Here is a 13,664-nt window from a genome sequence, read left to right on the forward strand (position 1 = left end):
TGCGCGGCACTTGACCGCAACACTGCAGCGTCTCTTGGAGTGGCAGCTTCTAGTCTGCGCAAACTGGCACCAGGCCGAGCGTCATCCCCCGCCACCCACATTGGCAATCGGTCGGTTCTCCGCCGGGTCTTCGTGCAGACCCTGCCGTTCTTATCGCGTACTTCTCGCTTTTTCCTGTCGCCGCCCACCGCCGCGCTGCGATCAGCTTTTCCTGGTGCCGCACAAACACCATCGGCAACCAGTTTTTGGTGGAAGCGAATGCCCTGTTCGCGCACCCAAGCGTCCGCGCTCGCCTTACCGTCCGCGCGTGCCCGTCGCACATATTCGGCTTCCATGCGTTGCGCCGGGCTAGCCCCGACGGTCGGCCGCCAAAGACGAATAAGCAGCTTGTCTGGAATGCGCCCGAATGTCGATCATTCAGCAAAAGCGTTGATTGCACTGAAAGCGGCCATTAGCAGATTTAGACCAACCAGATCCTTGGCAAAGCTGAGGTCGTGAGTTCAATCCTCACCGGTCGCACCATTCTCTTATGTCGTATCAGTGACTTAGCCTTTCTATGGTGGTACTTTTTTAAATGCTCGGCCAGTCGCATTTAGGTCACCAGCGAAATCTCTAGATCGAGCGCGATGCCAACGGTAATGCGTTTTCAATGCACCAACTGGCAATTTACGACCTGGATCGGACAATCACTCGAGTGCCCACTTGGACGCCTTTTCTGATCCATAACGCACTCCGCCGCGGGCGTTGGCGGCTTGCGCTCCTTCCATTCGGAGTCGTCGCCGCGCTCTTGCATATTGCTGGCTTTTACGATCGCGGAAAGCTTAAGGAGATCATGCACCGCATTATGCTCGGTCCGCGCCTTAGCCCTCAAGCTGCTAAGCTGCGCGCGCGGTCTTACGCTGACTGGCTCGTCCCGGGCAAAGTGTATGCCGGTTCAATTGCGCAGATAGACGAGGATCGCCGCGCAGGCCGCCGCGTGATTATCGCAACAGCCTCCTATCGCTTCTACGCCGAGGAGGTCGCTGAACGGTTGGGAATTACCGAAGTCGTCGGAACCGAAGCGCTAGTTGATACCTCTGGTGCGATACTTCCAATCATAAAGGGGAGCAATTGTTATGGAGCAGTCAAGCTTTCGATGATCCAAGATTGGTTAAAGCGCGAGGGGATTGCCCGCGAGGCCGCGCACATCCGTTTCTATTCCGATCATGTATCAGACGCGCCGACGCTCGATTGGGCGGACGAGCCGTTCGCCGTCAACGCGCACGGACCGCTTTTGCTGCTTGCCGCCAGGCATGGCTGGCCTGTGCTCAATTGGGACGGCCTTGCTCCACGGAGCCCACGTTGATAGCAGTCATTCTTAGCGCCGGCAGCGGATCGCGGCTGCTTCCGCTCACCCGGCATATTCCCAAATGTCTGGTCACGCTCGGCGGTCGAGCAATTCTTGACCTTCAGCTTGATGCACTGGCACAAGCGGGGGTGCGCGAGGCGGTCGTCGTCGGCGGCTACCGGATCGATCAGGTAGCGCAGCATTTGAAGGATACGCCGCCGCCGCTCTTGGTTGAGCTGCGCTATAACCCGTTTTGGGCGGTGGCGAGCAGCATTGGCAGCGTGTGGGCGGCGCGCGAGTTCCTCGACCGTCCATTCTGCCTGATGAATGGCGACACCGTATTTGATGTCGGTGTGGTCGCCGCCGCGTTAGGCCGCGCGCAGTCTATCGGGTTGCTCGTCGAGCCGCTTATCGCGCACCAACATGACGATATGCTCGTGCGGGTCGCGGACGGCGCGGTAGCTGCGGTCGCCAAGACACTCTATCCGGAAAGCGCGACCCACCGCTCGCTCGGCCTAATCGTCGCGCCCGAACCCGGCCACGCCTACGCTGATGCGCTGTCGGCGGTGATCAGGGGTGAGGACGGCACCGCCGCCTTCCACCACGCCATCGTCGATCGGCTCGCTCGGTGGGGCCGGGTCGAGGCGATCGAGCGCGCGCCGGGCTGCTGGCGCGAAGTGGATCAACCCAAGGACATCGCTGGCTGGGAAGCGGACCATGCAGGTTGCTGAGGGGCGCGCACAGAACGAACCCGCATCAATCGCATTCCTGTTCCTAGGCGAGACGTTGCTGATCCCGCATCTCTGGCCGATCGCCGAGGCTTTGGCGGCGGAGGCTCCCGACTGCGCGATCGATCTGTGGGCAGCAACGTCGGCACACGAGGCACTGCTCGCGCAGTTTGTCGGTGAACGGTCGAGCAACGGACTGCGAGTTCGCCAGACACCCGGCTTTCGTCACGTCGGCGATGATTTCGCGGTCGGACGCAATCCACCGCTGCCGCCGAAGCTTCCGATGCTCGCGAGGTTGGCTTCGCGACTGCGCGGCACCAATGTCGCGGTCTGCGCGGAACAGACAAGCCTGTGGCTGCCGACGCTCCTTCCGATGCGCACCCGCTTCGTAAAGACCTCGCACGGCGTCGGATCGATGAGCGCTCGCGACGATCGCCGACGCCGATCGGCCGCGCTCACGCTGGTGCCAAGCGAGCGCGAGCGCCGGACATATCTTGACCGCGGAATGGACCCTGATCGCATCCGCGCCACCGGCTACGTTAAGTCGGGGTTCCGCCATCGTACTCACACGCGGCCGTTCTTTGCGAACGATCGGCCGGTGCTGCTCTATGCCCCGCATTGGCAAAGGCATCGCTCGTCTTGGTGGCAATGGGGACGGGCGCTGGTCGAACAGCTTGCGCGGCAGGATTCATGGAACGTGATCCTAGCGCCACACCAGCGCTTGGCTGAGCGCGCTAGCAACCTCCGTGCGGTGTTGGAAAGCGTGGCAGCGCTGCCGCACGTTCATGTCGATCTCGACAGCTTCGCTATGGTCGACGGCAGCTACACCGCAGCGGCAGACCTTTATCTCGGGGACACTTCCAGCCAGTTCGTCGAATTTGCGGCGCGGCCGCGACCAGCCGTGTTCCTCAATCCCGATGGCGTGGACTGGCGCGCCGACCCCTCTTACGCGATGTGGGCCTGTGGAACGGTAATAGACCGGCTTGACGGAGTATTGCCGGCGATCGCGGAGGCACCGAAGCTTGCGGACCGCTATCGCAACATCCAGGGGGCCTATGCCCAGGATTCGCTGGGTGACATGAGCGGCGCGGCGCCCGCGGTCGCGGCGGCGGCGATCGTCGATCTGCTGCAAGTGTCGCGCTGATCTTCGCTTTTAGGGAACGAGCCGCTATCGCCTCGCGGATGGCCTATCTCGACCCGAACCCGCCCAAGCCGCGCCTTATTGCGGTTGGCAGCAACTCCACCCTGATCTGGGGCATGTCCGCGGAGGAACGGGTACGGCGCATCGCTGACGCGCAGGGGCTATGCGGGGACGGCGGCACAGCAAGCGGCGTGCTGCTAGCCGATCTCGCTTTCGCGTTTGATCCTGCCTGGACTGCCCACCTCGCTGTCCGGCCCGACACCGTGCTGACGGTCGCAGGCGTTGCTGTACTCGCGCATGTCGGCGCAGAGAACGCGGAGGAGGTGCAGGCGGCGATGCTCCGTGGAGGGGCGTTGCCGACCGGCTTGGCGGAGATCCGCGCCGAGGACGAGGCGGGAATCTTCGACGAGGCGCTGCGCAAGCGTGAGCGGCCGTTCGCAATGCGGCTGGTGCCAGAAACCGTCGCAGCAATCGAGCGTGCGAGCTATGTTGGTGCGTACAAGGGCGTCACCGACCTCCTCACCAAGTATCTCTGGCCTAAATGGGCGTTCCACCTGACGCGGCTGGCCTCGCGGATCGGGATGACGCCCAATCAAGTCACCGCGATCGGGAGCGTGCTGTGCATCGTTGCAACGGTCGCGTTCTGGCATGGCTGGTTCTGGACCGGCCTTGCCACCGGACTGGCGTTCATGGTGCTCGACACCGTCGACGGCAAGCTCGCACGCTGCACCATTACGTCATCGAAGCTGGGCAATGCCTGGGACCACGGCGTCGACCTGATTCACCCGCCCTTCTGGTGGTGGGCCTGGGCAGCGGGATGTGCGCCTTATGGCCGCCCGCTCGACGATGCGACCTTCTGGGCCGTGATCGGCGCGCTACTGTTCGGTTACGTCGCGCAACGGCTCATCGAAGGCGCGTTCATCGTACGTTTTGGCATGCATATCCATGTATGGCGCCGCTTCGACAGTCGATTCCGGCTGATTACTGCGCGGCGCAATCCGAATATGGTGATCCTGTTTGCGTCATTGCTGATTGCGCGGCCCGACTGGGGCATCGTTGGGGTAGCAATATGGACGTTGTTGTCACTGGTGGTTCACCTGATCCGACTGGGTCAGGCGATGTCCGCGCAGCACCGCGGCGAAGCGATCGAGAGTTGGCTCGCCTGACTCACCTGGGTTGCGCTGGCGCGGCAGTGACCCGAAATCGATGTTAGACGAACGAGTTGGATCAAGTTGATGACGATTGCAGCATTTCCCCTCCTTCTCGCGCTGGCGGCTCCCCCGCCAGCGCAAGCGGCCGATTGCGAAGGCCAGCCCGGTCCGAGCAAGGTCAAGCTGACGCTGGTCGCAGATGGCGTCCGCAGCAGCGATGGCGAAGTGGCGTTCACCATCTATCCCGACGACCGCTCGCGATTTTTGAAGGGCGGCGCGAAGTTCGCCCGCGCGCGGGTTCCGTCGCGGGCGGGATCGACGAAGGCATGCTTTTGGCTGGAGCCGAAGGGCTATGCCGTTGCGGTCTATCACGACGCAAATCGCGACCGTGATTTCAACCGGACGCTATTCTCGGTGAAAGAAGGGTTTGCCTTCTCCAACGATCCGTCGACCACGCTTGGCATTCCGTCGTTCCGTGCAACGCGATTTGTGGTGCCAGCGGCGGGCAGCACCGTTCGGATGAAGATGCGCTATCCCGACTAACGGCGCAGCGAACGCTGATGTTCAGGAACCGCCATTTTCTTGTCATCACTGCGTCAACCACTAGTAATATCACCGTCATCGTTTACATAGTTGGCCTTGGTGAGCGCCAGCAAACTCTGCGTCGCGCCAGCAGGATGGAATGCGGCATTCGCTGTCGCGCGATATCAGGAGCCGACGCGGTTGGATCGATGTCTACAGCTTCGAACTACCCAAGGCGTTGGGACGGTCAGAGTTGACGCTCCCGGCACTCTATCATCCAGCGCACGCGGCCGGTGGCGAAGCGTTTCACCGATCGCTCCGACAGAGCCCAGCGTCGGTCTGATTTACAACGAGCGCAGCCATCACAACCGCGAGCGCGGTCAGCAACTCGGTCCGTTTCGAAATTCGATCGATGCGCGGATGCCTGCAGATCGGGGCGAACTGGACGAGATCCTCGCCGATTTTGCCGCGAGCGGTATCAAGTTATTGGTCGTCGATGGAGGTGACGGCACCGTTCGCGACGTGCTGACTGCGGCGTCGCGCGTGTTTGGCTCGGCCATGCCAGACATCGCGGTGCTGCCGTCGGGCAAGACAAACGCACTGGCAATCGATCTGGGCGTCCCGGCGGGCTGGACAGTGGAGGACGCGATCGCCGCGGCGGCACTTGGGAACAGCGCGTTACGGTCGCCGATCGAGGTGGAGACGTTTGGGCATAGCGAAGCGCCACTGCGCGGCTTCCTGCTGGGCGCAGGCGCGTTCGTGCGCGCGACGTCGCTTGCGCAGCACACACATCGCTGGGGTCTGTTTGCCGGCTTGGCGGTTGGTGTGTCGCTGATGCTAGTGCTGTGCCAGACCTTTTTCGGCTCGACGGGCAATAGTTGGCGGCGAGGTGAATCGATGACGCTTCGATTAGACAACGGCAGCGTCATCGCCGGGAAGCGTTATCTGTTTCTTGCCTCGACGCTTGAAACTTTGCCCCTGGGACTGAAGCCGTTCGGAACTGTGCGTCCGGGACTTAAGCTCCTCAGCGTCGACGCGCCGCCTCGGCGCATGTTACTGGCTGTGCCGGCGATCGTTGCCGGCTGGAGTGCGCCTTGGCTTGAACGTCTAGGCTACCATCGGCGCGACATCGATCACATGGCGGTTGAGCTACCAGGTGGCTTCATTCTCGATGGCGAAAAGTTTGCAGGCGGTTCGATGGTGCTTCGCCGGGGAGCGCCGATCCGGTTCGTTGTGCCGTGAGCGACGGCGGCCCCGCGTTAGTACAGTACATCGCCACGCGATTGGCGCATCCGGTTTTGCCACCAATCGAAACGGCGGCACTAACGATCGCCGATCGCCTGGGTGGAGTGGCAGTGCTTTTCTACGGGTCCATGCTGCGGACCGGTGAGCTTGATGGCGTAGCGGACTTTTACGTGTTGACCAAAGCCGCGCCGGAACACGGGGCAGCGGCATTGCGGGCCCGACTGCTGTGGCCAGACGTCAGCTATCACGAAGTCACAGTCGACGGCCAAACGATTCGCGCCAAGGTCGCAACGATGCCGATTGACCTTTTCGCACGCGCGGCAAGGGGGGCGACGCTCGACACAACCATCTGGGCGCGCTTCGTGCAACGAGCTGCTCTGATATGGGCAGCGACGGGCGCGGTGCAGATATGTGTGGTGGGAGCGGTCGCGGCCGCCGCGATCACGTCGGCGCGCTTCGCGGCAGTGATTGGCCCCCGTAGCGGCGCTCCAGCTGCATTCTGGAAAGCATTATTCCAGGAAACCTACCAGACCGAACTGCGCTTTGAGAAGCCTGGGCGCGAAGTTCAGATTCTCGACTTCGACGCTGAACATTACGATCGGCTGTTGCCGCTCGCCTGGGCGGCGGACGGTCTTTCTTTCGATACCTCGACAGACGGAGCGTTGTCGCCAAGGCTCGATGGTAAACGGAGCGCCTACCTGTTCGAATCTTGGCGCGCGTGCGCGGTGGCGGCCAAGCCGCTCAACGTCGCGCGGCTGGTCAAGGCAGCCTTCACCTTCGAGGGCGCGACGCGCTACGCGCTCTGGAAGATCCATCGGCACACCGGTATCCGCGTGCCAGTGACGCCGTTTCGCGAGCGACATCCGATCCTCGCCGCGCCCGGCGTATTATGGCGCGTGTGGCTAGCAACCGCGGCGCGATGAGCTTTACCGCACTGGTTCTTGCAGGTTCGCGAGGCGAGCACGACACGCTCGCGGCGTATGCCGGGACCACCGACAAGGCGCTGATTGAGATTGACGGGCGCTCGATGCTCGCGCGAGCGGCAGAAGCGCTGACGCAGGCTGGGGGAAGTCGTATTGTTGCTTCCGTCTCAAGCGACGCCGTCGCAGTGCACGCCCGCTCGCTCGGTATCGAGGTGCTAAAAGCAGCGTCGGGACCGAGCCGGAGCACAAGTGAGGCACTAGCGGCACTGGGTGCTCCGCTCCTGGTAACGACGGCCGATCATGCGCTGCTGCAGCCTGATTGGGTTACCCGTTTTCTGAACGATATCCCTGCTGAAGCCGACGTCGCGGTGTTGTTGGCCGAACGCGGCACGATCGAGCGCGAGATCCCGAAGACCCGCCGGACCTATCTGCGCTTTGCCGACGGCGACTGGTCGGGGTGCAATCTCTTCTATCTAGCTACGCCGCAGGCTGCGCGTGCCATCGCGTTGTGGGAGCGTGTCGAGGCGGACCGCAAGCGGCCTTGGCGGATCGTCTGGAGACTGGGTCCCAAACTTTTGGCACGCTATCTCACGCGTCGTTTGACCCTGGGCGACGCAGTCTCCGCGCTGGGCCGCCGCGTGGGTATTCGAGCGGCGGCGGTGGTAAGTCCTTTCGGTCTGGCTGCAGTCGATGTCGACAATCCTGACGACCTCGAGCTCGTTAGCGAGCTTCTGGAGGCGCGGGCATATCTTTGCCGAAGCGCAGAATAGCGATCCCAAGCAGTAAGGCCGTAACAGTTGATCCTACCATTACGCCGATGCTGACGCCGAGCGCGCCGATCGTTGGCAGAAGCGCAAGCGAGAGGACGAGTTGGATCGCAACCGCGGTTGTGCGCGCCGCCAGCGCCGTCCAGGCGCGGTGGACTGCGAGCAGCACGGGCTCGAACCCAACGGTTGCGAGATCGACGCACCCCGCAGCGGCAAGCCAAACCAGCCAAAGGTAAGCCGGAGCATATTCTTCGCCTCCGATCAGCACGAGCACCTCTTCGCCCAGCGCGGTCACCACCAGTAGTATGACAATGCCAGCCAGCGTCGAGACTGCAAGCACTTGGCCGAGCACTCGGCGCAGGCGCGCAGGATCGGCATTGCGGGCAAGCCGCACGATTTCAGGAAATGCAGCACGGGCAAGCAGCTGGGACAGCTTGGCCAGCGCGTTGGCGAGTTGAACCGCGAGCCGGAAGGCACCCGCTGCCGCCGGGCCAGCAAAACCTCCGACAAGAAGTAACGGAAGTTGTTTGGCCGAAAGTCCCAACGTCGAACCTGCGTTAGTGCTGAGCATGAAGCCGGCGAGACCCGGATGCTCGGCGCGCAACGACCCGTGATGCTGTGCGCGCCGAAACAAGGCAAGATCCCCTGTTCGGGCAAGGATAATCCAATAAGCGAGCGCCGTCGCCAGTTCGGCCGCTGCCCACGCGATCAGAAAGCCTGTTATATCCGGCATGACAAACGCGACAATGATTGCGCCCGCGCAGCGTACGGTAGGGGTCACGCTATCCGCCAACGCGGCGAGCCCGAACCGGTCGCGAAGGCGCAAAACGCCAACCGGAGTAGCACGAATGGTGAAAAGCTGCACCGCGACGAAGGCAAGCGTTTCGCCGGCCAGCTCAGGCGTAATGCCAATCGGCTCGCCAAACAAAGCGATGATCGCAACCGCGATCACAAATCCGGCGACGGCACTAAAGAGGTCCAAGCCCAGGCATGCCCGCACCAAACGGCGAAGCGCGTTGCCGTTGCCGCTCGCATCATGATCGATACCGTAGCGGACGATCACCTGCCACGTCTGGAATCCGACCAATGTTGCGATTGCTTGCGCCGCTCCCGAGATCAGCGCGAACCGACCAAAGTCGGCAATACCCAGTGTCCTCGCCGCGATTGCCAGATAAATCAGCGACAAGGCGGCCAGAACGCCGCGGCTCGCGAGCAGCCAGCCTAAATTGCGCGCAACCGCACGCAGCGCGCTAGGTACCGGTGACGCAGACGGGCGTACGAGATCGGATCGGTCGCGGTCGCCCATCGCGCGAGCGACTAGGCCGGGCGCAAGCGGTTGGCAAGGGAGCAGGGATGACAAGCCGATGGCCATAACGTAGTCGGTTTTGGGAGCAGTGGGAGGTGCGGTCGTCATCTGTGGAATTGCGGGCATCTATCGACGCGGCACCGGCGCGGCGGACGAAGCAACGTTGCGCGCACAGCTCACCACGATCGCGCATCGTGGGCCCCACCATGAAGGGGTGCTGGTCGACAAGGACCTTGCGATGGGCATGCGCCGGCTTAGCATCATTGATGTTGCCGGTAGCAATCAGCCAATCGATACAGCAGATGGCCGCCGCACGATCGTGTTTAATGGCGAGATCTACAACTTTCCCGCGCTACGCCGCGAGCTGGCGCTGCTTGGTCATCGCTTCGCCACTGAGGGTGATACCGAAACAATCCTGGCCGCTTGGACCGAGTGGGGCGATCGCGCTTGGAGCCGGCTCGACGGCATGTTCGCGGTTGCGATCTGGGATCACGAGCGGCGCGAACTGACGCTGGCACGCGATCCAGTCGGCATAAAACCACTCTACATCAGCGAACAAGGCGGCGTGATCGCCTTCGCATCCGAGCTGAAGGCGTTGCTCGTGGTGCCCGACCTGGATTTCGACGTCGATCCGCGCGGAGTGCAGGACTTCTTCACCTTTGGCCATGTCCGCGGGCCGCGGTCGATCTACCAACTGGTCCGTACATTGCCGCCGGGTCATTTCCTGCGCGCCGGGCCGGACGGGCCGATCACGATCAAGCCCTATTGGATGCCAGCCTACCACATCGAGCCCGGCATCGGCGAAATGGAGTGGATCGAGCGCTTCCGTGCAACCTGGCTCGAAACGGTGGAAAGCCAGATGCTCGCCGATGTCGAACTTGGCGCGTTTCTATCAGGTGGCGTCGATTCATCAGCGGTCGTCGCGGCTATGGCGCGGATTGCCAACCGCCCGATCAAGACTTTCACAATCGGATTTCCAGATCCGCGCTACGACGAATCGCCGCATGCACAGGCGGTAGCGAGACACCTTGGCTGCGATCACCGGACGCGCATGGTGGAATTGAAGGATGCAACAGATATTTTACCGGTGATCCAAGGCTGCTACGACGAACCGTTCGCCGACCCTTCCGCGGTGCCGACCTGGTATTTATCACAACTGGCGGCGAGCGAGGTGAAAGTGGCGCTGTCGGGCGACGGCGGCGACGAGCTGTTCTTTGGCTATAAGCGTCACGCGACCGAGCGGCGGATCGGACAGATGCCGGCGCAACTGCGACGGGCCGCTCGCGGCTTCGCGGCATTGCCGCCGCTTAGCCCTGCGATGCAGCGCTGGCAGAAGACCGCCTGGAGCGCAGGGCTGCCCAATGGCGCTGCCCGCTTCTTTGCCAAGACCCAAATTAGCTCGGCAGCGCTGCGTGACCGCCTGTTCGCGAGCACGCCGCTCGCCGAGAGCGGTGACGCAACTATCGCGCGTCTCTGCGCGGAATATGTGCCTGATCCAAAGGCGATTTCCGACGACACGCTTGAGCAGTTTGCGTTGTGCGATCTCGTCCACAACTTACCCGGCGCGATGCTTACAAAGATCGACCGTGCGAGTATGGCCCATTCGTTAGAGGTCCGCGTGCCGATGCTCGGGATGGCAATGATCGACCTTGCGCTCGCCATGCCTTCGTCAATGAAAATGCGCGGAACGACGGGCAAATACGTGATTCGAAAGGCGATTGCTCCATGGCTCCCGCCAGGCATCCTCGACCGCCGCAAGCAAGGCTTTCAAATGCCCTTGGGCGATTGGTTCGCTGGTGATTTTGGTCGTCATGTCGAAGGACTGTGGCGCGACAGCGGCGCGGCACAATCTAACCTAATTAACCCCCGCGCGGTCGAGATGCTGTTCGCGGAGCAGCGCACAGGAAGACGCGACCACGGACGCATGATTTATGCCATCGCGATGTTCAGCTTATGGTGGGCCGCCGATCGCGGACGAAGGAACCTAAGGGTATGATCGCTTCGCTTGTATGCAGTGCGCCGATCCTCAAGATGTGAGCGACACGCCGGAGTAACCGATGAGGGTCCGACCGCTCTCAGCGGGTTTGGAGCGCGAGGTCCTTGAATGCGGCAAGACGGACAAACTACCCCCCTTGCACTCAATACATATTTTGCCGCGATTACGGGCGGCATGTGAGCGTTCATCAACGCTAGTGCGGTCGCTGTCTCCACATTTTCGAGTAGCCCGTAGTTTGGCCGGGCGTAGGCCTCGGCCTTCCCTTTCGAGCCCCGTTCAGGTTGTTAAATAGCCTAACCCGAGATGTGAGAGCCTTTATGCATCCATCAGGTTATCGAGCATCCACCATCATCCGCGGCAATGTTGCATGATGTGACACACTTGCCGCTAATACCGTCGATGTTGTCTTGCCGGCCAGAGCACCTACTTCTGATTTAGGCGAGCGGCTATTCAGTTACAGCCTACAATGACGGGTTCAACCTAATCACCGAGCAAGCAAGTATATGCGCAAGCATGACTTCAGCCTTGCCATCGGTGGGGAGGGATCGACCATCCACACCGGCTACGACCCGCCGCGTGAGACGCGCGATGGTCTCGAAACGCATGTCGAGGCACGCAAATATGCCTGTCGCGCCGACCAGTGGTTTGCAGCTACCGCTCTCGTCCGTGGGACGCGGAGATCATCCAATCTGCAAAGGCTTTTTTTATTGAAGACACCAAAATTACAGATGAGGAAGCTGGAAGGCTTTTGCTGGTCAATGTTTTGAATTGAGAAATTCCCGCTGTGTCCGCTTTATCCTCCGGGTGTATACGAGGGATCGTTTCTTTATTGCTTCGATATCCGCAATCCCGAGCGAATTACGCATCAGCGCCAAGTTGGGCAGTGAGCTAACTGTGTGTCGGCTAACAACCAGTTGCTGCCGTTAGACGTCCTCCTGGCAGTCGCCTGAAAGCCGACCTGCAGCTAAGCCCCATTTCCTAGCCAGAACCTGCCATTCTGCAACCGGCCCACAAGCAGCCGTGCTTTACGTCAGCAGCAGGCAGCCTGCATGGCTCGCTTACGCCATACACTTGCCCGCATTGGAAGCGCAGATGTTCCTGATCGCCAAGTGGCAGTGGTAACTGGATAAGACGTCTCCTACCCGGCACCCGTCCGGATAAGGCCATTTAGCGAACTCGGCGTCAAAACCAGCCACGCTCCATCCATGCGCGTTTAAGTTTGTCCATATCACTCGATGGCGGATAGAGCCCCGGCGCTGAGCCAAGCCAATCAAGATAAGTCAGCACGTTCGCTCGATTGATCGAATCGAAATGGCGAAATCTGCCAATCTTAAATTCTGTATTTGGCAATTCGTCATTGTAACTGTTGAGTAGGATTGCGCCCGCTGCTCGGGCTGTGTCTGTGAGATGGACAAGAGCATGGTTCAACAGGTAACGATATGCGGCCGATTGACGCGGGGTCATTTGCATCAGGGATCTCCGAGGTGGGAAACGATCCTTGGCTGATCGCTACGATTAAGCCCTCGAAAGGCAAATTCGGCGCTGCCCGAGCGCCCAATTTTGACTTCGCCAAGTCTGCCATCCCGCATCTCAACCCGCGTGACGCAGCACACCGGACGGCTTTATGCATCGCCAAGACTGGCGGGGACAATCGTTACGTCGGTGCGTGCTAGCATGTTGTCAAGCGGCAGGCACCGTTGGGTCAATTTTGTAACGTCGCCGCCTTTAACACCTCAAAACTTTTAAACCCTGGGTCCACTTCCTGCCCAGTTCTTGCTGGGGTCGATGCTCAGATATCGAACGATGGCAAATTTAGACGGTGTTCGGGTTTACACTCCAGGTTGTTGGCGAAAATTACACGGGCCCCTTGTCGCCAAGCTGTGATGCCGGTAACTGCAGCCAGTCGGTGTAGCCACTGACGAACGATGACAGCCGTATCTGGCAGAAATCAGCCATTTGGCGCAGTGTAGGCAGCCTTACCTGAGGTCCCTGCCGCCCCAGCCAATTTCTTCGTCGCTAACCGCGCGCGCTTCGCAGGCTCTTGACCCTGCACGGCTCTGCGACGATGCAGAGGGCGCGTGCGCGGCCCCGTAGCTCAGCCGGATAGAGCATCAGATTCCTAATCTGGGGGCCACTGGTTCGAATCCAGTCGGGGTCACCACGCAGATGCCCAGTCAGGCGCGGCTTTTACCGCAAATGCGCGTCGAGATGCTGGTTGATGTCGAACATACTCGCGCGTGCGCTGCCGAAAACCCGACCCAGCGCCTCGTCGGCAACGATCTGGCGTTTGTCGTTGGGATCCTGCAGCCCGTTGGTGCGGATATAGTCCCATAGGCGGTTCAGCGCTTCGGCGCGGGTCATCCGCCCCGTTCCGACAATGCCCGCCAGTTCGACCGAGGGGCGCACCGTGGCGGTGCGTCGCAAAATTTCGTCCTCGCCATCCGATCGCAACATCCCTGGCCCCCCAAGGCGATCGCGACACCTCCTTGCGCGCGACTCGTAACCATCATCACCGATCGTTCGATTTCTGTCGATCAACCGGATCAAGGTTCAGACGG

At 61.3% G+C, this 13,664-nt stretch carries 13 protein-coding genes and 1 tRNA gene; 11 read left to right on the top strand and 3 right to left on the bottom strand.

Features of this window, described 5'->3' with window-relative positions; translation table 11 throughout:
• Window positions 1–649 precede the first annotated feature (649 nt).
• The 8 genes from ENHY17A_RS06130 to ENHY17A_RS06165 all read left to right on the top strand — a co-directional run bounded on the left by ENHY17A_RS06130 (window position 650) and on the right by ENHY17A_RS06165 (window position 7,807).
• Window positions 650–1,345 (top strand): HAD family hydrolase, encoded by a 696-nt coding sequence (locus tag ENHY17A_RS06130; RefSeq protein ID WP_159711044.1) that lies wholly within the window; start codon window positions 650–652, stop codon window positions 1,343–1,345.
• Window positions 1,342–2,058 carry a phosphocholine cytidylyltransferase family protein gene (locus ENHY17A_RS06135; protein WP_159711046.1) on the top strand — a complete coding sequence of 239 codons (717 nt, stop codon included), beginning with the start codon at window positions 1,342–1,344 and terminating at the stop codon, window positions 2,056–2,058. Before ENHY17A_RS06130 ends, ENHY17A_RS06135 begins: the two co-directional genes overlap by 4 nt.
• Entirely contained in the window at window positions 2,045–3,199 is a 1,155-nt protein-coding gene (locus tag ENHY17A_RS06140; RefSeq protein ID WP_159711048.1) for a hypothetical protein, read from the top strand. Before ENHY17A_RS06135 ends, ENHY17A_RS06140 begins: the two co-directional genes overlap by 14 nt.
• Window positions 3,200–3,237: 38 nt before the next feature.
• Complete coding sequence (locus ENHY17A_RS06145; protein ID WP_159711050.1) at window positions 3,238–4,362, top strand: CDP-alcohol phosphatidyltransferase family protein; 1,125 nt, start codon at window positions 3,238–3,240, stop codon at window positions 4,360–4,362.
• Window positions 4,363–4,431: 69 nt separating this feature from the next.
• Window positions 4,432–4,890 (top strand): DUF2141 domain-containing protein, encoded by a 459-nt coding sequence (locus ENHY17A_RS06150; protein ID WP_159711052.1) that lies wholly within the window; start codon window positions 4,432–4,434, stop codon window positions 4,888–4,890.
• Window positions 4,891–4,989: 99 nt separating this feature from the next.
• Complete coding sequence (locus ENHY17A_RS06155; RefSeq protein WP_268893989.1) at window positions 4,990–6,111, top strand: diacylglycerol/lipid kinase family protein; 1,122 nt, start codon at window positions 4,990–4,992, stop codon at window positions 6,109–6,111.
• Complete coding sequence (locus ENHY17A_RS06160; RefSeq protein WP_159711056.1) at window positions 6,108–7,037, top strand: hypothetical protein; 930 nt, start codon at window positions 6,108–6,110, stop codon at window positions 7,035–7,037. The genes ENHY17A_RS06155 and ENHY17A_RS06160 overlap by 4 nt, the downstream gene beginning before the upstream one ends.
• Window positions 7,034–7,807, top strand: a complete 774-nt coding sequence (locus tag ENHY17A_RS06165) for an NTP transferase domain-containing protein (RefSeq protein ID WP_159711058.1) — start codon at window positions 7,034–7,036, stop codon at window positions 7,805–7,807. Before ENHY17A_RS06160 ends, ENHY17A_RS06165 begins: the two co-directional genes overlap by 4 nt.
• Here ENHY17A_RS06165 and ENHY17A_RS06170 read toward each other — a convergent pair.
• Window positions 7,758–9,110, bottom strand: a complete 1,353-nt coding sequence (locus tag ENHY17A_RS06170) for a lipopolysaccharide biosynthesis protein (RefSeq protein ID WP_159711060.1) — start codon at window positions 9,108–9,110, stop codon at window positions 7,758–7,760. The two genes, ENHY17A_RS06165 and ENHY17A_RS06170, sit on opposite strands and share 50 nt — an antisense overlap.
• A gap of 88 nt (window positions 9,111–9,198) precedes the next feature.
• Between ENHY17A_RS06170 and asnB the strand changes: the two genes are divergently transcribed.
• Window positions 9,199–11,106, top strand: a complete 1,908-nt coding sequence (gene asnB, locus ENHY17A_RS06175) for an asparagine synthase (glutamine-hydrolyzing) (protein WP_236547772.1) — start codon at window positions 9,199–9,201, stop codon at window positions 11,104–11,106.
• Window positions 11,107–11,609: 503 nt separating this feature from the next.
• Window positions 11,610–11,873: a hypothetical protein gene (locus ENHY17A_RS06180; RefSeq protein WP_159711062.1), complete on the top strand. Its 264-nt coding sequence runs from the start codon at window positions 11,610–11,612 to the stop codon at window positions 11,871–11,873.
• 415 nt (window positions 11,874–12,288) lie between these two features.
• Here ENHY17A_RS06180 and ENHY17A_RS06185 read toward each other — a convergent pair whose 3' ends face one another.
• Window positions 12,289–12,576, bottom strand: a complete 288-nt coding sequence (locus tag ENHY17A_RS06185; protein ID WP_159711064.1) for a DUF7673 family protein — start codon at window positions 12,574–12,576, stop codon at window positions 12,289–12,291.
• 614 nt (window positions 12,577–13,190) lie between these two features.
• Between ENHY17A_RS06185 and ENHY17A_RS06190 the strand changes: the two genes are divergently transcribed.
• A tRNA-Arg gene (locus tag ENHY17A_RS06190) sits at window positions 13,191–13,267 on the top strand.
• 26 nt (window positions 13,268–13,293) lie between these two features.
• Here the strand turns inward: ENHY17A_RS06190 and ENHY17A_RS06195 are convergent.
• The gene (locus ENHY17A_RS06195; protein ID WP_159711066.1) at window positions 13,294–13,560 is read right to left on the bottom strand and encodes an SWIB/MDM2 domain-containing protein; all 267 of its coding nucleotides are present in this window, start codon (window positions 13,558–13,560) and stop codon (window positions 13,294–13,296) included.
• Between the last annotated feature and the right edge of the window lie 104 nt (window positions 13,561–13,664).

Origin of the sequence: Sphingomonas sp. AX6 (genome assembly GCF_902506605.1) — a bacterium.
In the GTDB taxonomy this organism is placed as follows: Bacteria; Pseudomonadota; Alphaproteobacteria; order Sphingomonadales; family Sphingomonadaceae; genus Sphingomonas.

Coding starts and splice junctions, on each gene's coding strand:
- ENHY17A_RS06130 (WP_159711044.1), top strand. CDS start 650: ATGCACCAACTGGCAATTTACGACCTGGATCGGACAATCACTCGAGTG.
- ENHY17A_RS06140 (WP_159711048.1), top strand. CDS start 2,045: ATGCAGGTTGCTGAGGGGCGCGCACAGAACGAACCCGCATCAATCGCA.
- ENHY17A_RS06145 (WP_159711050.1), top strand. CDS start 3,238: ATGGCCTATCTCGACCCGAACCCGCCCAAGCCGCGCCTTATTGCGGTT.
- ENHY17A_RS06150 (WP_159711052.1), top strand. CDS start 4,432: ATGACGATTGCAGCATTTCCCCTCCTTCTCGCGCTGGCGGCTCCCCCG.
- ENHY17A_RS06165 (WP_159711058.1), top strand. CDS start 7,034: ATGAGCTTTACCGCACTGGTTCTTGCAGGTTCGCGAGGCGAGCACGAC.
- ENHY17A_RS06170 (WP_159711060.1), bottom strand. CDS start 9,110: ATGGGCGACCGCGACCGATCCGATCTCGTACGCCCGTCTGCGTCACCG.
- ENHY17A_RS06180 (WP_159711062.1), top strand. CDS start 11,610: ATGCGCAAGCATGACTTCAGCCTTGCCATCGGTGGGGAGGGATCGACC.
- ENHY17A_RS06185 (WP_159711064.1), bottom strand. CDS start 12,576: ATGCAAATGACCCCGCGTCAATCGGCCGCATATCGTTACCTGTTGAAC.
- ENHY17A_RS06195 (WP_159711066.1), bottom strand. CDS start 13,560: ATGTTGCGATCGGATGGCGAGGACGAAATTTTGCGACGCACCGCCACG.